This window comes from Streptomyces sp. AA4, assembly GCF_000158875.1.
GTDB lineage: Bacteria > Actinomycetota > Actinomycetes > Mycobacteriales > Pseudonocardiaceae > Amycolatopsis.
Window position 1 is genome coordinate 7,554,430 of sequence record NZ_GG657746.1, and the last position, 16,177, is coordinate 7,570,606.

Genomic DNA, 16,177 nt, shown 5'->3' on the forward strand with positions numbered 1-16,177 from the left:
TGGGTGCGTCGCATGCACCCAATGCCACATTGGGGCGGGTACCTACCGGCAAGGCAGCTTGACGGGTCGTTGGGTTTTTGCAACAGTGCGGTCCATGAGCCCGGTGCGGCGTGGCAAGGAGCTGCCGATCCACAACCGGCTGCCGGTGCTGCGCGCGGAGCGCGGGATGAGCCGGGCGGAGCTCGCCGAGGCGGTCGAGGTCAATCCGCAGACGATCGGGGCACTGGAGCGCGGCGATCATTACCCGAGTCTCGACCTGGCGTTGCGCATTTGCGCGGTGTTCGACCTGCCGGTGGAGGCCGTGTTCAGCCGGGCGCCGCTGGAGGGGGACGCGTGACGCTGGAGATCGACCGGATCAGCAAGCGGTTCGGCGCGAAAACCGCGCTCGACGGCGTGAGTTTCACCGCGGCGCCGGGCGAGCTGTTCGGGTTCGTCGGCAGCAACGGCGCGGGCAAGACCACCACGATGCGGATCGTGCTGGGGGTGCTGACCGCCGATTCCGGCGAGGTGCGCTTCGACGGGCGGCCGATCACGCACGACACTCGCGCGCAGATCGGGTACCTGCCCGAGGAGCGCGGGCTGTACCCGAAAATGAAGGTCCTCGACCAGCTCGTCTACCTCGCCGAACTGCACGGCCTCAGCACCAACGACGCCCACCGCGCCGCCGAGTTGTGGATGGCGAAGCTGGGGCTCGGGCCGAAGCGCAAGGACGACATCCAGAAGCTCAGCCTCGGCAACCAGCAACGCGTGCAGCTCGCCGCCGCGCTGGTGCACGACCCGGCGTTGCTGGTGCTCGACGAACCGTTCTCCGGCCTCGACCCGCTCGCGGTCGACGTGCTGAGCGGCGTGCTGCGCGAGAAGGCGGCGGCGGGAGTGCCGGTGGTGTTTTCCAGCCATCAGCTCGACCTCGTGGAGCGGCTGTGCGACCGGGTCGGCATCATCCGCGACGGCCGGATGGTCGCGGTCGGCACCGTGGACGAGCTGACCCGCGACGCCGGACGTCGGCTGGTCGTCACCGCGCCCAGCGCGAATCCCGGTTGGGCGGCAACGGTTCCCGGTGCCCGGGTGCTCGAAAACCACGGCACCACAACGGTGCTGGAGCTGTCGCCCAGTGCCGATGACCAGGCCGTGCTGGCCGCCGCGCTGGCCACCGGTCCGGTGACCGAATTCAGCCACCGCCGCCGTACGCTGGCCGACCTGTTCCGCGATTCCGTCGCCACGCCGGGAGCACCTCGATGAGCCGGATCCGTCCCGTCCGCGCGGTGCGGCTGGTGGCCAAGCGGGAACTCAACGCACGGCTGCGCACTCGGTCCTTTGTGCTCAGTACCGCGGTAATGCTGTTGCTGCTGCTGGGTTACGTCGCGCTGCAGGTGTTCCTCGCCAGCGACCGGGAGACCACTCGCGTCGCGTTGGCCGGACAAGCCCAGGGCATCGCCGCGCAACTGGAGAACAACGACCGGCACCTCAAGATCGTCCTGGTCCAGTCCGAATCGGACGGACTGACCCAGGTCCGCGACGGCGACGTCGACGCACTCGTCTCCGGCAGCGCTTCCCGGCCGCGGGTGGTCGTTAAGTCCACTTTGGACCCACAACTGCGTACGACACTGGACGGCATCGCGCAGCAACAGGTCCTCGACGCACAGCTGTACTCCGCGAACCTCGACCCCGCCGCCGTGCACCAGGCGGTATCCGCCACCCATGCTGACGTGCAGGCCCTCGAACCCGCGGATCCGCAGGCCGGGACGAAGCTCGTGACCGGGATCGTGGTCGCGATCCTGTTGTACGTCAGCATCATGACCTACGGGATGTTCGTCGCGCAGGGCGTGGTCGAGGAGAAATCCAGCCGCGTCGTGGAAATTCTGCTCGCGACCGTCCGTCCGGTGCATTTGCTGCTGGGCAAGGTCATCGGGCTCGGCCTGGTCGGCTTGACGCAGCTCGCGATCCTCGCCGCAGCCGGTTTAGTGGCCGGTGGCGTATCCGGAGTGTTCTCGATTTCCAGCGTCACGCTGGGGACACTGGGCTGGGGTTTCGTCTGGTATCTGCTCGGTTTCTTCCTCTACGCGATGCTGTACGGCGCGGCTGGTGCACTGGTGTCCCGGCAGGAGGACACGCAGGCGGTGGTCGGACCGGTGAATATCGCGCTGGTCATCGGGTTCGTCGCGGGGATCAACCTGCTGACCCAGGCCCCGCAGGGGACGGCGACGCGGGTCGTGTCGCTGATTCCGTTGCTGTCGCCGGTTCTGATGCCCGCGCGGATCGCGCTCGGCACGGTCGAGCCGTGGGAAATCGTGCTGTCGCTGGTGCTGACGGGCGCGCTGATCGCCGTGGTCACCTGGGCTGGTGCGCGGGTGTACCGGAATGGAGTACTGCGGGTCGGCAGCCGCGTACGGCTGGTTGACGCGTTGCGCCGTTAGGGCACTCGGCCTAGCACGCAGACCACGGGCGGCTCCAGATCGAGGGTTTCGATTCGGAGCTGGGTGAACCCAGCTTCGGTGAGCTTCTCGGTCAGCTCTTCGGTTGCCGCGGCCGCTGTCACGCCTGGGAGGCGTGGTTGAGATACCAACGCAACACGTCCGCCCGAACACAACAACCGGCCCAGCTCCCACAGCCGGGCTACCGGAGCCGGCCACATGCCCAGCGTGTTGACCGCCAGCGCGGCATCGAACGGTCCTTCGGCGAGCGACAAGTGCTCGACCGACGCGCACACCAGCCGCACTCGCCCAGCCCGGACCGCCGCCCGATTTCGGTGTCGTGCCTGGCGAATCATCACCGCCGAATGGTCGACCCCGACCACCAGCGCCGCCCGGTCCGCCAGCGCGGCGACCGCCACGCCCGGACCGCAGCCGAGTTCGAGAACCCGCTCGGAAGGCTGGACGTCGAGCAATCGCACCGCCCACCGATTGCGCGTCACGTTCGACGACCGTCGCCCCATGATCAGCCCGGCGACGTGTCCCGGAACCCCGGTCGGCCGGTGAAACTGCGCGATCCCGCCGCGCGGGCCCCACCAGCGCAAAGCCCGTTCCATCACGTTCATGGGGCGAGCCAACCACTTCGAGTACGCTTGAAGTCAAATGATTGCCACCCTGTCCATCGGCGAACTCGCCGAGCGCACCGGCGTGCCGACGAGCGCGTTGCGTTATTACGACGAACTCGGTCTCGTGCGCCCCGCGGAGCGGGAAGCGGGCCGGCGACGCTACGCCGAGTCCGCGGTCAAGGACGTGGGCGTGCTGCTGTTCTTCCAGGAAATCGGCTTCACGCTGTCCGAAATCGGCCGTTTCCTGACCGGCGGACAATCCGGCCGCCAGGAAATGATCGACGGCAAACTCGCCGAACTGACCGAGCAGCAGCGCCGCATCGAGATCGCCCGCGCCGCGCTCGAACACGGACGGCACTGTCCGGCCCGTGATCCGCTGAAGTGCCCGCGGTTCTGGTCGATCATCGAAAAGCGGCAAAGCGGCCTGTCCCTCGCGGAAAGCCACGAACAGGCACACGACCCTAAGACCCGGTAATCGCCCCGTACCGCTGCAGTGCGACCTGCCGTTCCTCCGCGTGGTCCACGATCGGCTGCGGATACCCCTCTGGACGCTCTTTCAGCACGTGCACCGCTTTGCCCGCCACACCACGCAATTCCGGGACATACCGGCGCACGTAATCGCCCTTCGGGTCGAATTTCTGCCCCTGCGTGGTCGGATTGAAGATCCGGAAGTACGGCGCGGCGTCCGTTCCGGAGCCAGCGACCCATTGCCAGTTCAGCTGATTCGACGCCAGGTCGCCGTCGACCAGATGCTTCATGAAGTGCCGCGCCCCCCACCACCACGGCAAATGCAGGTCCTTCACCAGGAAACTCGCCACGATCATCCGGACCCGGTTGTGCATCCAGCCCTCGGCCAGCAGCTGCCGCATTCCGGCGTCGACGATCGGGTAGCCCGTCCGCCCCTCGCGCCACAACGCGAACATCTCCCGCGCGGTTTTTCCGGTGTCGTAACGCATTCCGTCGAAACGCTGATCGTAATTCCGCCGCGCGGTTTCCGGCCGGTGCCACAGGACGTCGGCGTGAAACTCGCGCCAGCACAGCTCGGAGCGCAAGGCCTGCGCGCCCTCGGACCGGTTTCCGGCCAGGTCGGCCAGCATCGTCCGCGGATGGATCGCGCCCCAGCGCAGATAGGGGGAAAGCCTGGTGGTGCCAGCATGATCCGGACGATCGCGTTCGGTCGCATACTCCGCGAGACCGTCGGCGAGAAACTCCTGCCACCCCGCCAGCGCGGCTTCCTCCCCCGCGGGCGGCAGCTCGCACTCCACCTCCGGAGGTTCCGGCAAGGGTTCCGAAGAAGCGGGCTTGACCCAGTCCACAATAGACACATTGGTGTCCGCCGGACGAGGCCAGCCGTGCTGCGCCCAGGCCCGGTAGAACGGAGTGAAGACCCGATACGGCGTCCCGTCCGGCTTGGTGACCCGCCCTGGCGTCACGGCGTACGGAGAACCCGTCGGCACCCACTGAATTCGATGCTCTGCCAAAGCTTCAGCCACGGCATCGTCACGCTCCCGCCCATAGGGTGCGGTATCCGCAGAGACATGCACTGCCGCCGCCCGAATTTCCCGCGCCGCCGCGACGACCTCTCGCACCGGATCGCCGCACCGCACCATCAACCGTCCGGACAACGCTTTGTCCAGTTCCCGCAAGGAATTCAGCAGAAACGCGATCCGCGGCGAACCGGCCGGTTCGAGCAACCGGTCGTCCAGCACGTACAGCGCCAGCAGGTGCTTGCTGTGCTTGGCCGCCTCGAACAGGGCGGCGTGGTCCCGCAATCGCAGATCCCGGCGGAACCACAGCACGACCGGCGCTTCCATCGTCATGCCGCACAACGATAAACGCCCCGCCGCGCGAAAGCACGACGGGGCGTTTCAGCGAGCAGCGGCTCAGCGCTCCGACATCGGGGTGTAGTCCCGGGAGGCGTAGCCGGTGTAGATCTGGCGCGGGCGGCCGATCTTCGTCTGCGGGTCGTTGATCATCTCGCGCCAGTGCGCGATCCAGCCGGGCAGCCGGCCGAGCGCGAACAGCACGGTGAAGAACTTCGTCGGGAACCCGAGCGCGCGGTAGATCAGACCGGTGTAGAAGTCCACGTTCGGGTACAGCTTGCGCTCGACGAAGTAGTCGTCGGAAAGGGCGGTTTCCTCGAGCTTCTTGGCGATGTCGAGCAGCTGGTCGCCGCCCTTGAGCTTGCCGAGGATCTCGTCCGCGGTGTTCTTGATGATCTTCGCGCGCGGGTCGTAGTTCTTGTAGACCCGGTGCCCGAAGCCCATGAGCTTGACACCTTTTTCCTTGTTCTTCACGCGGTTGACGAACGTCGCGACATCGCCGCCGTCGTCGCGGATGCCCTCGAGCATCTCCAGCACCGCCGCGTTCGCGCCGCCGTGCAGCGGGCCGAACAGCGCGTTGATGCCCGCCGAGATGCTGGCGAACAGGTTCGCCTCGGACGAGCCGACGAGCCGCACCGTGGAGGTGGAGCAGTTCTGCTCGTGGTCGGCGTGCAGGATGAACAGCAGGTCGAGCGCCTTCGCGACGTCCGGGTCGACCTCGTACGGCTCGGCCGGGAAGCCGAACGTCATCCGCAGGAAGTTCTCCACCAGGCCCAGCGAGTTGTCCGGGTACAGCAGCGGCTGGCCGACGGACTTCTTGTACGCGTACGCCGCGAGCGTCGGCACCTTCGCCAGCAGGCGGATGGTGGACAGCTCGACGTTGGGCTCGTCGAACGGGTTCAGCGAGTCCTGGTAGAAGGTCGACAGCGCGGAGACGGCGCTGGACAGCACCGGCATCGGGTGCGCGTCGCGCGGGAAGCCGGAGAAGAAGGCCTTGAGGTCCTCGTGCAGCAGGGTGTGCCGCTGGATCCGCTCGGTGAAGTCGGCCAGCTGGGCCTCGGTCGGCAGCTCGCCGTAGATGAGCAGGTAGGACACCTCGATGAAGGTGGACTTCTCCGCCAGCTGCTCGATCGGGTAGCCGCGGTAGCGCAGGATGCCCGCATCACCGTCGATGTAGGTGATGGCCGACGACGCGGCGCCGGTGTTGACGAACCCGGGGTCGTAGGTGATGTACCCCGTCTGCGCCAGCAGCTTTCCCAGCTCGATCCCCGGCGCGCCCTCGACCGGGTTGACGACCTTGAACTCGTGCTCGCCACTCGGCAGGCGCAGCGTCGCGGTTTCGCCGCCGGACTGCCCCGCATTCGTCGCGTCGGACATGCAGGTCCCTCTCACGTTGGGCACGGGACGGCGGCGCCTGCAAGGTTCCGCAGTAGCCACGTGTTCACGCGAGGAAACACGCGCCTCGCTGCACACCGCCCCGCTGGGTATGAATTCACCACTACGCTAGTCGAAGGGTGGGTCAGTCCGCACTCGCTGCGTTGCCCCAAAAGGCCCCATTGGGACCAGGTTCACACGGTGGCCGCCATATCCGCCGCGGTCGGCGGCTCCGCTCCGCTGCGGGAGACCGTGATCGACGCCGCTTTCGCCGCATAAGCAAGCGCTTCGTTCCACGCGCCGGCGTCGAGTGCGGCCAGGTCGCGCACGGTGCGCTCGTGCAGCCACGCGAGCAGGGCGCCCTGCACGGTGTCGCCGGCGCCGATCGTGTCCGCCACCGCCACCTTGCGGGACGCGACGTGGGCCAGCTCACCAGCCGAAGTGATCACAGACAAGCCGTCCGCGCCCCGGGTGAGCACGACGGCGTCCACACCGGACTCCACCCACGTTTTCGCGGCGGCCACCGGGTCGGCTCCCTCGGCGAGCCACGCGGCGTCGTCGTCGGAAATTTTCAACAGCCGAACGTCGGGCAGCCACGAGGCGAAGCGCGCGCGATAGGCCGCCGGGTCGGCGATGAGCGCCTCCCGGATGTTCGGGTCGAGCGCCGTCAGGGTCCCACGCGCGGATTCGCGGCGCAGAACGCGCTCGTACGCGCTCGCGCCGGGTTCCAGCACCATGCCGAGCGTTCCGAGCGACAGCGCGGTGGTTTCCTCCGGCAGCGCACCAGGATCGGAGACCAGCCGATCGGCGGTTCCCTCTACGTAGAACGTGTATTCCGCGGCGCCGCGTTCGTCGAGTGCGACGACGGCGAGCGTCGTCGGTTCGTCGCCGCGCAGCAGCAACGAAGTGTCGACGTGCGAAGCGGAAAGGCGATCCACCAACGCGACGCCGAACCGGTCAGTGGAAATCCGGGACAGGAACGCCGCGGGAACGCCGAGCCGCGCCGCGGCGAGCGCGACGTTGTACGGACCGCCGCCGAGCCGGGGCAGCAGCGCGCGCAGCCCACCGTCCACAGTGGAATCCAACGGTTCGCCCGGAACGAGGTCGACCAGCGCCTCTCCACCCACCACGATCACAAGCGGCGAGTGTAGAGGAACCGGCGCTGACAATTCCTGTCCCGATGCGGACAAATCAGTTCTTGTCGAGCCCGCCGAGCAGCAGTTCGCCGAGCGCGGTGAACGCTTCCGCGTCGGACACGTCGGTGCGGCGGCCGAGCACGCCGGTCTGAATGCCCTCGATGATCAGTCCGGTCATTTCGGCGACGAGCCGCGCGTGCACGTCGCGGAACACTCCGTCCGCGACGCCCTTGTCGATGAACGCGCGGATCCGGCGCGCGGCAGCGCGGCTGTTGAGCTGATAGGTGTCGCGGGCGGGCGCGAAGGCGGCGATGTCGGCCATGAACTCCGGCGACGCCCGGTTCAGGTGCTCGGAGACGCCGGAGAGGTACTCGCCGATCAGCTCGCGCGCGTCGTCGATGCCCGCGATCCGCTTCTCCAGGCGTTCGGCCGCGTCGCGGAAGAAGTGCGCGACGACCTTGACCGCGAGCTGCTCCTTGCTCGGCGCGAGCGCGTACAGCGTCGACTTCGAGCAGCGGAGGCGAGCGGCCAGATCGTCGAGCGTGAAGCCGGCGAAGCCCTCCGCCAGGAACAACGCCTCTAAGTCGCGCAGCAGCGCCTGCTGCCGCGCGGTGGGCCGGCGACGGGCTTCAGGGGTGGACATCACGTCACTATCTCCTACCGATCAGGGACAGTCCCGCTCCGCATACGGTACTCTCAATCAGCCGCCAGTACTGTTTTCAGTACCGTTGCCTGGGAGGAAGCCATGCCGGTCGACCGTCTGCTGCCGACGCCGGAGTCCGAGGACCTGCTCTCGCTCGTCACGGAAATCGCCCGTGACGAGCTGAAACCGCGCGCCGCGGCAGGCGAGGAGGCCGAGGAGTTCCCGCGCGACCTGTTCACGCTGATGGGCAAGTCCGGCCTGCTGGGTTTGCCGTACCCGGAGCGCTGGGGCGGGGCTGAGCAGCCGTACGAGGTCTACCTGCAGGCGCTGGAGGAGATCGCCGCCGCGTGGATGAGCGTCGGCGTGGGGCTGTCGGTGCACACGATGTCCTGCTACGCGCTCGCGAACTACGGCACGGAGGAACAGCAGGACCGCTGGCTGCCGGACATGCTGGGCGGCTCGCTGCTCGGCGCGTACGCGCTGTCGGAAACGCACGCCGGCTCGGACGCCGCGGCGCTGTCCACCCGCGCGCGCCTGTCCGAGGACGAGTACGTCGTCAACGGCACGAAAGCGTGGATCACCCACGCCGGGGTCGCCGACTTCTACACGACCATGGTCCGCACGAGCGACGACGGCGGCCACGGCATCTCGTGCCTGCTTGTCGACTCGTCGACCCCGGGCCTGTCGGCGGCTCCGCGCGAACGGAAGATGGGCCTGACCGGGTCGCCGACGGCGCAGCTGCTGTTCGAGGACGCCCGGGTCCCGGCCGATCGGCTCATCGGCGGCAAGGGTTCCGGGTTGAAGATCGCTCTGGCGTCGCTCAGCTCGGGCCGGCTCGGGATCGCCGCGTGCGCGGTGGGCCTGGCGCAGGCGGCACTGGACGAGGCCGTGGAGTACGCGAAGGGACGCACCCAGTTCGGCCGTCCGATCGTGGATTTCCAGGGCATGGAGTTCCTGCTGGCGGACATGGCGGCGACGGTCGAATCGGCCCGCGCGACTTACCTGGACGCCGCTCGCCGCCGGGACCGCGGGCTGGACTTCCAGCGCCAGTCGTCGATCGCGAAGCTGGTGGCGACGGACGGCGCGATGAAGGTGACGACGGACGCGGTCCAGGTGCTCGGCGGCGCCGGGTACACGCGGGACTTCCCGGTGGAGAGGTACATGCGGGAGGCGAAGGTGCCGCAGATCTTCGAGGGGACGAACCAGATCCAGCGGATGGTGATCGCGCGTTCCCTGAAGAACGCCTAGTCTTTTCGGTCGTCGTAAGCCGCGCGGGCGGCGTGGACGCGGTCCGCGTTGGCTTTCGACCAGTCCGCGATCGCGCCGGTCAACGCGCCGACGTCCCGGCCCAGATCGGTGAGCGCGTACTCCACGCGCGGCGGGATGGTCGGGTAGATCGTGCGGTTGACCAGCCCGTCGCGTTCCAGGTTGCGCAGCACCTGGGTGAGCGATTTCTGCGTGACTCCCTCTACGCCGCGGCGCAGCTCGGTGAACCGCAGCGGGCGCTCGTACTGCCGGAGCAGGCCGAGGACGTAGAGCGTCCATTTGTTGGCGAGCACGTCCATCACGGTGCGCGAGGGGCACTCTTTCGCATACTTGGTATCCATGGGGTACCTATGGTTCTTCGGGGTGCCTTCTTCACAAACGATACCGGCGGCGAGCAGGCTGTTCGCATGATCTTGGTTACCGGAGCCATTGGCAAAATCGGCCGCGAGGCGGTCCGGCTGCTCGGACCTGTCCGTACGCTCGTCCGCGCTCCTTCGGGCGGCGCGGGCGAGGTGGTCGGCGATTTCGACCACCCGGAGACGCTGGACCCGGCCCTGCGCGGCGTCGACACGCTGCTGCTGATCGGGCCTGCCGTGGCAGCGCAAATCGCGGTTCTCGATCGCGCCGCCGCGCAGGGCGTGCGGCACGTCGTGCGGATTACGAACCACAAGGCTTATGCCGACTCGCCGGTCACCCGGAGGCGGGAGCATGCGCGGATCGATGCGCATCTGAAGGCGTCGGGGATGGAGTACACGCTGCTCGCGCCGAACTTCTTCATGCAGAACCTGCTGGCGCTCGCACCGGAGATCGCTGCGACCGGCGGCTTTTCCAGCTCCGTGGGAGACGGGCGGATCGGGATGATCGACGCCCGCGATGTCGCCGCGGCGGCTGCGGCGATCGCGGTGGCGCCGGAGTCGCATGGCGGACGGACATATTTGCTGACCGGGCCGGAACTGGTCACGTTCGCCGACGTGGCGCGGGAATGGGCTTCGGTTTCGGGTTGCCCGTGGAGTACCGGCGGATTTCGGTTGCGGAGCACCGCGCGGCGATGGAGTCGAACGGGGTACCGGAGGCGGGGTCGAACGCGCAGGTTTTCGGCCTGCTCGCGGAGGGCGACGGGGCTTGGCTGTCGGGGGATTTCAGCGCGCTCGCGGGGCGGAAGCCGCGGGGGTTGCGGGCCTTCTTGGCGGACTGTGTTGTGTCCTGAGCAAGCTAAGCATGATCAACCCGGCGGCGAAACATGGCTCTTCGTATCGATATGGTTACTGACAGTCTCGCAGCAGGCGTGAGACAATGCCGGTGACGTGAGGAGACGCTGTGACAGCACTTCCCGAGCCGACGCATGGTGAATTCCCCTGGGAGATCCCGGATCACCTGCTGTCGATCGAGGAATACGCGGCCCTCGGTGAAACCGACTCCGGCTTCACTGAGCTTGTGGAGGGCCGTTTGATGATGTCGCCCAGTCCGAGACCCGATCACGGCCTCGCGATGCTAGAGCTTGCCCACCAAATTCGGCCCTTCGTGCCGGAGGCGTTCAAAACGGTGGCGGAGACGGACATCGATCTTGAACTCGCCCCCGCCGGAGGACCAGGCTTTTCCCGCCGCCCCGACCTGCTGATCGTCAGCAAAGCAGAACTCGCACGCCGTCGCCGCGAAGGCGGGTTGCTCCGCGCGACCGGGATCCTTCTCGTCGTCGAGATCGTGTCGCCAGGTTCAAAACGCACTGACTACACCACCAAGCACGACGAGTACGCCGATGCCGGAATCCCGTTCTATTGGATCCTCGACCTCGATGACCCAGTCTCGCTCGTCGCCTGCCACCAGGCTGGGGAACTCGGCTACCAGGACGCCCCGGCCGTCACTGGAGTATTCCGCACCGCCGAGCCATTCCCCGCAGAAATTGACCTCCCCGCCCTGCTGGATTGAGGCGGCCCAACAGACCGCCTCAACCACCCTCAGCGAGCTTCCCGATACCGCCGATCCGCCGAAACACCCTCGCCGGTCGTCTCGTCGAAGTGGTAGACCTCCCGGCCCCGCACGAACACCCGCATCGCGCGGTTCATCACGTCCAGCGGGTCGCCCGACCACAGGACCACGTCGGCGTCCAAACCGGGCGTCAGGGTGCCGATCCGGTCGTCCAGGCCGAGCATCTGCGCCGGGTGCAGCGTCAGTGCCTTCAGCGCCGTCTCCGGGTCCAGGCCGTCCTTCACCGCCAACGCGGCTTGGTACACCAGGAAATTGATCGGGATGACCGGGTGGTCCGTGGTGATCGCGATCTTCACCCCGGCCCGCGCCAGGATGCCCGCCGAGCGCAGGGTGCGGTTGCGCAGTTCCACCTTGGACTTCGTGGTGAACAGCGGGCCCAGGATCACCGGGATGTCGCGTTCGGCCAGCAGGTCCGCGATCAGGTGGCCTTCGGTGCCGTGGTTGATCACCAGTTTGTAGCCGAATTCGTCGGCGAGCCGGATCGCGGTCACCATGTCGTCGGCGCGGTGCACGTGCTGGTCCCAGTACAGCTCGCCGTCCAGGACCTTGGCCAGCGTTTCGTTGGTCAGGTCCGTTTCGAACGGCTTGCCCTCGGACCGCGTGTGGTCGCGCTTCTCCTGGTAGTTGCGGGCCTTCGTGAACGCCTCGCGCAGGATCGCGGCCACGCCGAGCCGGGTCGACGGCGTGACCTTCTTTTCGCCGTACACCCGCTTCGGGTTCTCGCCCAGCGCGCTCTTCACGCTCACCTGCTCGGCGAACGTCATGTCCAGAATGGACCGGCCCCACGTCTTCACGCCGATGGTCTGTCCGCCGATCGGGTTGCCCGACCCCGGCTTGATCACCACGCTCGTGACGCCGCCGGCCAGCGCGTCGTCGAAACCCGGTTCGTACGGGTCGATCCCGTCGACCGCGCGGAAGCGCGCGCCGTTCGGGTCGGTCATTTCGTTGGTGTCGTTGCCCGCCCAGCCTTCGCCGTCCTCGTGGACGCCGAGGTGCGCGTGCGCGTCGATGAAGCCCGGCAGGACCCAGCTGCCGGACGCGTCCACCAGCTCCGCGTCCTCCGGGACCTCGACGTCGGCCTCAGTCCCGACCTGGGAGATCCGGCCGTCTTCGATGAGCACAGTGCCGCCCTCGATCGGAGCGGCGCCGACGGGGACCACATAGCCCCCGACAATCGCCTTGTAAGCCATAGTTTGACACGCTAACGAACTCGCCCGGGGTCGCGCATCCGGGGTTTTTCCAGGTGCACCAAGTGATAGTCGGCCTCCGGCGACCGATGCGTCTCGCGGTAACCGAGCTTTCCGTACAAATAGCGCGGTCCGGCCGAACGCTCGCCGGTGAACAGCCGGAACACCGTCACCTCCGCCGGGGTCGCCTCCTCGGCGGCCGTCAGCAGCGCGGTGCCGAGCCCCTCGCCCTGGCGGTCCGGCGCCACGACGAGCCTGCCGACCTCGCCGACCGGACCGTCCACTCGCATCCGCACGCTCGCCACGAGCCTGCCGCCGTCGCGGAAGCCCCAGACCGTGGTCGACGGGTCGGCGATGGCCGCGCGCACGTCGTCGAGGGTGTCCAGCAACGGCGGCAGGTCGAAGTTCTGGTGCGCCCGCGCCTCGGTGAGATACGCGGCCTGCTGCAGGGTCAGCAGCTCCCCCGCGTCGGCCGCGGTCAGCAGCTCGAGCTTCACGGGACCCGGATTCCCCAGCTGCCCGTCCACGACGTGGCCGGTTCCAGTTCGATCAGGTCGGTGCGGGTGTTGAGCGCGTCCGCCGGGCAGGTCATCGGCTCGATCGCCACCGCGCGGCCGCGGCCGACCAGCTCGTCCGGCGTGAACACCTGCACCCAGCGGAAGTCCGGGCCGGTCCAGACCACCAGCTGGCGGTCGCCGTGGGACAGCACGTGGTGGTGGGTGCCGTCGGCGGCCAGTTCCAGCCCGCCGAACGCGGTGTCCAGGTCGACGCCTTCGAGCAGCTTGCCCTGGCGGAAGTCGTACTCGGTGCCCTCCACGTCCTGCTCGTCCGCGTACGGCATCTGCTGATCGCCCTCGTACGGCCGGACGCGCGTGGCGGGCAGCGTGAGGGTCAGCTCGTCGGTGGGCGCGTCGCCGATCCGGAAGTACGGATGGGTCCCGACGCCGACGCCGATCGGCTTCTCCCCCTCGTTGCGGATCTCGTGCGTGACGACGAGTTCGCGCGGCTGCAGGTCGTAGGTGATCGTCGCGCGCAGCGGGACCGGCCAGCCGGGCTGCACCTCGACGTCGATCGCCAGGGTGATCGACGTTTCGGCGTGCTCCAGCAGCTCCCACTCCAGGTGCCGGGTCAGCCCGTGGATGGCGTTGCCGCGCGCCTCCTCGGTGATCTCCAGCTGCTGCTCTTCGCCCTCGAACTCCCACTTGCCGCCCTTGGTCCGGTTCGGCCACGGCAGCAGCACTTGGCCGAGGCCCTTCGGCGGCTTCTCGTCCTCGGCGAACGTCTCGACATACGGCACTCCGCTGATCTCGAACGCACGCAGGCCAGCACCGATCTCGGTGACGACGGCGCGCGCGTTGCCGCGGGTGATCTCGAACTGCTCTCCGGTGGGGTTCGCCATGGCGCTGAGGTTACCGATCGTCCGCGCCGCGCGGGCACGCCGCGAAACTAACTAGACCGGTCGTCATAGTTTGAGCTACGGTGGGCGCATGGTCAACCGCACCGACACGCGCCGCCGGATGCTCGAATCGGCGGCGGAGCTGTTTCGCACCCAGGGCTACCACGCCACCGGGATGACCCAGCTCGTGTCCGAAAGCCGGGCTCCGAAGGGCTCGCTGTACTTCCATTTCCCCGGCGGCAAAGAGCAACTCGCCGCCGAGGCCGTGCGGCTTTCCGGCGAACGGCTGGCCGGCCAGTTCCGCGAAATCACCGCTGGCGCACCGGATCCGGCCACTGCCATCGATCTCATCGTCACCGCGCTCGCCGCGTCACTGTCCGAATCGGACTATCGCTGCGGTTGTCCAATCGCGACTGTCGCGTTGGAAGCCGCCGACAGCGAGCCAATCCGCGAAGCCTGCGATCAGGGTTACGAAGGCTGGCTGCGCGACATTTCCGCTTACTTCACCAACTGCGGCCTCGCCGAGGACCGCGCCGCTTCCCTGGCGACGATCGTGCTGTCCGCGATCGAAGGCGCACTGCTGCTCGCGCGCACTCGACGGGACACTGCGCCGCTGCGAGCCGTCGCCGCTCATCTGCACACCACTGTCGAACGGGAGTTCGCCTAATGCGCGTACACCACTTCAACTGCGGCACCATGCGCCCGATCGGCGGCAAGCTGGTCGACGGAAAGCCCGGACTGCTGCGCCGCGCCACCCTCGTGTGCCACTGCATGCTGGTCGAAACCGGCACCGGATTGACCCTGATCGAGACCGGAATGGGTTCGCCCACCGTCACCGACGCCGCGCGCTGGCTCGGCCCGCGTTTCCTGCGCACGTCGAACCCGGCGACCGACGAAAGCGAAACCGCGCTGAGCCGCATCCGCGCGCTCGGCTTCGACCCGGCCGACGTGCGCGACATCGTCCTGACTCACCTCGACCTCGACCACGCCGGCGGCCTCGTCGATTTCCCGCAGGCTCGCGTGCACGTCTACGGCAAGGAACTCGACGCCTACCGCGCCGGAAACCCGCGGTACCGCGACGTCCAGTTCCGGCACGGTCCACAGTGGAAGTCCTATTCGGACGCTGGCGAAAGCTGGTTCGGTCTCGAAGCGGTCCGCGAGCTGGACGGGGTCGAGGGCGTCGCGCTCGTGCCGCTCGCCGGGCACACCGCCGGACACGCCGGGGTGGCCGTCGACACCGGGTCCGGCTGGCTGCTCAACGCGGGCGACGCGTATTTCTTCCACCAGGAGATCGACGCGGAGCCCTATTGCCCGCCCGGATTGGCTATGTTCGAACGGCGGGTCCAGACGCTGCCCGGGCCGCGGCGCGAGAACCAGCGCCGGCTGCGCGAGCTGCGCCGGGACCACGCGGACGAGGTGACCGTGTTCGCCTCGCACGACCTGACCGATTTCGTCCGGCTCAGCGAAAGGACCACGGTATGAAGGTGCACCACCTCAACTGCGGCACGATGCGCCCGCTCGGCGGCAAGGCGCTCGACGGCCGCCCCGGGATGCTGCGGCGCAGCACGATCGTGGCGCACTGCCTGCTGGTGGAGACCGCCGATTCGCTCGTGCTGGTCGACACCGGGTTCGGCACCCGCGGGGTCACCGAATCGCGGCGCTGGCTCGGCGGTCCGTTCATGGCGATGGTCGGCGCGAAGCCGACCATGGAGGAGACCGCCGTGGCACAGATCCGCGCGCTGGGCCACGATCCGGCCGACGTCCGGCACATCGTGATGACCCACCTCGACGTCGACCACGCCGGCGGGCTCGCCGATTTCCCCGACGCCACCGTGCACGTCCGCGCCACCGAACGCCGCGCGGCGGACCACCCGAAGAGCTTCCCGGAGAAAACGCGGTACCGGGCCGAGCAATTCGCGCACAGTCCACTGTGGAGCACGTACGACGAGGCCGGCGAAAAATGGTTCGGCTTCGACGCGGTGCGGCCGCTGCGCGGTCTGCCGCCGGAGATCCTGCTCGTTCCGCTGCCCGGCCACACACACGGCCACTCCGGCGTCGCGGTCGACACCGGCGACGGCTGGCTCCTGCACGCCGGCGACGCGTACTTCTTCCACGGCGAAGTCGCCCCGGTGCACCCGCACTGCCCGCCCGGCATGCGCGCGTTCGAGGTGATGAACCAGATGGACGGCTCCGCGCGCCGCGCCAATCTCGCCCGGCTGCAGACCCTCGCCCGCGAACACCAGGACGAGGTTTCGGTGTTCAGCGCGCACAGCCCGGTCGAATTCCAGGCGCTGCGCCGGAATACCGCACAGCCGTCCGCGAGTTGACTACC

19 protein-coding genes are annotated in these 16,177 nt (G+C 68.2%); 10 read left to right on the plus strand and 9 right to left on the minus strand.

The genetic code is table 11. The features are described from left to right. Window positions 1-94 precede the first annotated feature (94 nt). The 3 genes from SSMG_RS34355 to SSMG_RS34365 are packed head-to-tail and all read left to right on the plus strand — an operon-like array spanning window position 95 to window position 2,414. The gene (locus SSMG_RS34355) at window positions 95-337 is read left to right on the plus strand and encodes a helix-turn-helix transcriptional regulator (RefSeq protein ID WP_037715776.1); all 243 of its coding nucleotides are present in this window, start codon (window positions 95-97) and stop codon (window positions 335-337) included. Continuing rightward, the gene (locus SSMG_RS34360; protein ID WP_009083777.1) at window positions 334-1,239 is read left to right on the plus strand and encodes an ABC transporter ATP-binding protein; all 906 of its coding nucleotides are present in this window, start codon (window positions 334-336) and stop codon (window positions 1,237-1,239) included. The genes SSMG_RS34355 and SSMG_RS34360 overlap by 4 nt, the downstream gene beginning before the upstream one ends. Beyond that, the gene (locus tag SSMG_RS34365; protein WP_009083781.1) at window positions 1,236-2,414 is read left to right on the plus strand and encodes an ABC transporter permease; all 1,179 of its coding nucleotides are present in this window, start codon (window positions 1,236-1,238) and stop codon (window positions 2,412-2,414) included. Before SSMG_RS34360 ends, SSMG_RS34365 begins: the two co-directional genes overlap by 4 nt. Here SSMG_RS34365 and SSMG_RS34370 read toward each other — a convergent pair. Continuing rightward, window positions 2,411-3,034: a class I SAM-dependent methyltransferase gene (locus SSMG_RS34370; RefSeq protein ID WP_009083783.1), complete on the minus strand. Its 624-nt coding sequence runs from the start codon at window positions 3,032-3,034 to the stop codon at window positions 2,411-2,413. The two genes, SSMG_RS34365 and SSMG_RS34370, sit on opposite strands and share 4 nt — an antisense overlap. Before the next feature lie 37 nt (window positions 3,035-3,071). Here SSMG_RS34370 and SSMG_RS34375 point away from each other — a divergent pair, with 37 nt between their 5' ends. Then, on the plus strand, window positions 3,072-3,509 hold the full coding sequence (locus SSMG_RS34375) for a MerR family transcriptional regulator (RefSeq protein ID WP_009083784.1): 438 nt from the start codon (window positions 3,072-3,074) through the stop codon (window positions 3,507-3,509). Here the strand turns inward: SSMG_RS34375 and SSMG_RS34380 are convergent. The 4 genes from SSMG_RS34380 to SSMG_RS34395 all read right to left on the minus strand — a co-directional run bounded on the left by SSMG_RS34380 (window position 3,496) and on the right by SSMG_RS34395 (window position 8,010). Beyond that, window positions 3,496-4,854: a deoxyribodipyrimidine photo-lyase gene (locus SSMG_RS34380; RefSeq protein WP_037715777.1), complete on the minus strand. Its 1,359-nt coding sequence runs from the start codon at window positions 4,852-4,854 to the stop codon at window positions 3,496-3,498. The two genes, SSMG_RS34375 and SSMG_RS34380, sit on opposite strands and share 14 nt — an antisense overlap. 63 nt (window positions 4,855-4,917) lie before the next feature. Next, a complete protein-coding gene (locus SSMG_RS34385; RefSeq protein WP_009083788.1) occupies window positions 4,918-6,234 on the minus strand; it encodes a citrate synthase in 1,317 nt (438 codons plus the stop codon). 191 nt (window positions 6,235-6,425) lie between these two features. Continuing rightward, window positions 6,426-7,367, minus strand: a complete 942-nt coding sequence (locus SSMG_RS34390; RefSeq protein ID WP_037715778.1) for a carbohydrate kinase — start codon at window positions 7,365-7,367, stop codon at window positions 6,426-6,428. Between the two features lie 55 nt (window positions 7,368-7,422). Beyond that, a complete protein-coding gene (locus SSMG_RS34395; protein ID WP_037715779.1) occupies window positions 7,423-8,010 on the minus strand; it encodes a TetR/AcrR family transcriptional regulator in 588 nt (195 codons plus the stop codon). Window positions 8,011-8,112: 102 nt separating this feature from the next. Between SSMG_RS34395 and SSMG_RS34400 the strand changes: the two genes are divergently transcribed. Further along, entirely contained in the window at window positions 8,113-9,258 is a 1,146-nt protein-coding gene (locus tag SSMG_RS34400; RefSeq protein ID WP_009083793.1) for an acyl-CoA dehydrogenase family protein, read from the plus strand. Here SSMG_RS34400 and SSMG_RS34405 read toward each other — a convergent pair. Beyond that, entirely contained in the window at window positions 9,255-9,617 is a 363-nt protein-coding gene (locus SSMG_RS34405) for a helix-turn-helix domain-containing protein (RefSeq protein ID WP_037715780.1), read from the minus strand. The two genes, SSMG_RS34400 and SSMG_RS34405, sit on opposite strands and share 4 nt — an antisense overlap. Before the next feature lie 66 nt (window positions 9,618-9,683). On the opposite strand from SSMG_RS34405, the gene SSMG_RS34410 reads away from it, so the two are divergent. After that, window positions 9,684-10,565 (plus strand): NmrA family NAD(P)-binding protein, encoded by an 882-nt coding sequence (locus SSMG_RS34410; RefSeq protein ID WP_199841108.1) that lies wholly within the window; start codon window positions 9,684-9,686, stop codon window positions 10,563-10,565. A 28-nt stretch (window positions 10,566-10,593) separates the two neighbouring features. Further along, window positions 10,594-11,202, plus strand: coding sequence for a Uma2 family endonuclease (locus SSMG_RS34415; protein ID WP_009083798.1), 609 nt, complete (start codon window positions 10,594-10,596; stop codon window positions 11,200-11,202). A 29-nt stretch (window positions 11,203-11,231) separates the two neighbouring features. Here SSMG_RS34415 and SSMG_RS34420 read toward each other — a convergent pair whose 3' ends face one another. The 3 genes from SSMG_RS34420 to SSMG_RS34430 are packed head-to-tail and all read right to left on the minus strand — an operon-like array spanning window position 11,232 to window position 13,848. Then, window positions 11,232-12,452 carry an amidohydrolase gene (locus tag SSMG_RS34420; protein ID WP_009083799.1) on the minus strand — a complete coding sequence of 407 codons (1,221 nt, stop codon included), beginning with the start codon at window positions 12,450-12,452 and terminating at the stop codon, window positions 11,232-11,234. 11 nt (window positions 12,453-12,463) lie between these two features. Next, window positions 12,464-12,946 (minus strand): GNAT family N-acetyltransferase, encoded by a 483-nt coding sequence (locus SSMG_RS34425; protein WP_199786069.1) that lies wholly within the window; start codon window positions 12,944-12,946, stop codon window positions 12,464-12,466. Further along, on the minus strand, window positions 12,943-13,848 hold the full coding sequence (locus SSMG_RS34430) for an aldose 1-epimerase family protein (RefSeq protein ID WP_009083802.1): 906 nt from the start codon (window positions 13,846-13,848) through the stop codon (window positions 12,943-12,945). Before SSMG_RS34430 ends, SSMG_RS34425 begins: the two co-directional genes overlap by 4 nt. Window positions 13,849-13,936: 88 nt before the next feature. On the opposite strand from SSMG_RS34430, the gene SSMG_RS34435 reads away from it, so the two are divergent. Genes SSMG_RS34435 through SSMG_RS34445 form a run of 3 tightly spaced genes read left to right on the plus strand, consistent with a single transcriptional unit; the run spans window position 13,937 to window position 16,172 of the window. Then, entirely contained in the window at window positions 13,937-14,512 is a 576-nt protein-coding gene (locus SSMG_RS34435) for a TetR/AcrR family transcriptional regulator (protein WP_037715782.1), read from the plus strand. After that, the gene (locus SSMG_RS34440; protein WP_009083804.1) at window positions 14,512-15,327 is read left to right on the plus strand and encodes an MBL fold metallo-hydrolase; all 816 of its coding nucleotides are present in this window, start codon (window positions 14,512-14,514) and stop codon (window positions 15,325-15,327) included. The genes SSMG_RS34435 and SSMG_RS34440 overlap by 1 nt, the downstream gene beginning before the upstream one ends. After that, the gene (locus SSMG_RS34445) at window positions 15,324-16,172 is read left to right on the plus strand and encodes an MBL fold metallo-hydrolase (protein ID WP_009083805.1); all 849 of its coding nucleotides are present in this window, start codon (window positions 15,324-15,326) and stop codon (window positions 16,170-16,172) included. Before SSMG_RS34440 ends, SSMG_RS34445 begins: the two co-directional genes overlap by 4 nt. The last annotated feature ends 5 nt before the right edge of the window (window positions 16,173-16,177 follow it).

Bases quoted from the DNA above. Each gene is read 5' to 3' on its own strand.
- SSMG_RS34355 (WP_037715776.1), top strand. From the start codon at position 95: ATGAGCCCGGTGCGGCGTGGCAAGGAGCTGCCGATCCACAACCGGCTG.
- SSMG_RS34365 (WP_009083781.1), top strand. From the start codon at position 1,236: ATGAGCCGGATCCGTCCCGTCCGCGCGGTGCGGCTGGTGGCCAAGCGG.
- SSMG_RS34370 (WP_009083783.1), bottom strand. From the start codon at position 3,034: ATGAACGTGATGGAACGGGCTTTGCGCTGGTGGGGCCCGCGCGGCGGG.
- SSMG_RS34375 (WP_009083784.1), top strand. From the start codon at position 3,072: ATGATTGCCACCCTGTCCATCGGCGAACTCGCCGAGCGCACCGGCGTG.
- SSMG_RS34380 (WP_037715777.1), bottom strand. From the start codon at position 4,854: ATGACGATGGAAGCGCCGGTCGTGCTGTGGTTCCGCCGGGATCTGCGA.
- SSMG_RS34385 (WP_009083788.1), bottom strand. From the start codon at position 6,234: ATGTCCGACGCGACGAATGCGGGGCAGTCCGGCGGCGAAACCGCGACG.
- SSMG_RS34395 (WP_037715779.1), bottom strand. From the start codon at position 8,010: ATGTCCACCCCTGAAGCCCGTCGCCGGCCCACCGCGCGGCAGCAGGCG.
- SSMG_RS34400 (WP_009083793.1), top strand. From the start codon at position 8,113: ATGCCGGTCGACCGTCTGCTGCCGACGCCGGAGTCCGAGGACCTGCTC.
- SSMG_RS34405 (WP_037715780.1), bottom strand. From the start codon at position 9,617: ATGGATACCAAGTATGCGAAAGAGTGCCCCTCGCGCACCGTGATGGAC.
- SSMG_RS34410 (WP_199841108.1), top strand. From the start codon at position 9,684: ATGATCTTGGTTACCGGAGCCATTGGCAAAATCGGCCGCGAGGCGGTC.
- SSMG_RS34420 (WP_009083799.1), bottom strand. From the start codon at position 12,452: ATGGCTTACAAGGCGATTGTCGGGGGCTATGTGGTCCCCGTCGGCGCC.
- SSMG_RS34430 (WP_009083802.1), bottom strand. From the start codon at position 13,848: ATGGCGAACCCCACCGGAGAGCAGTTCGAGATCACCCGCGGCAACGCG.
- SSMG_RS34435 (WP_037715782.1), top strand. From the start codon at position 13,937: ATGGTCAACCGCACCGACACGCGCCGCCGGATGCTCGAATCGGCGGCG.
- SSMG_RS34440 (WP_009083804.1), top strand. From the start codon at position 14,512: ATGCGCGTACACCACTTCAACTGCGGCACCATGCGCCCGATCGGCGGC.
- SSMG_RS34445 (WP_009083805.1), top strand. From the start codon at position 15,324: ATGAAGGTGCACCACCTCAACTGCGGCACGATGCGCCCGCTCGGCGGC.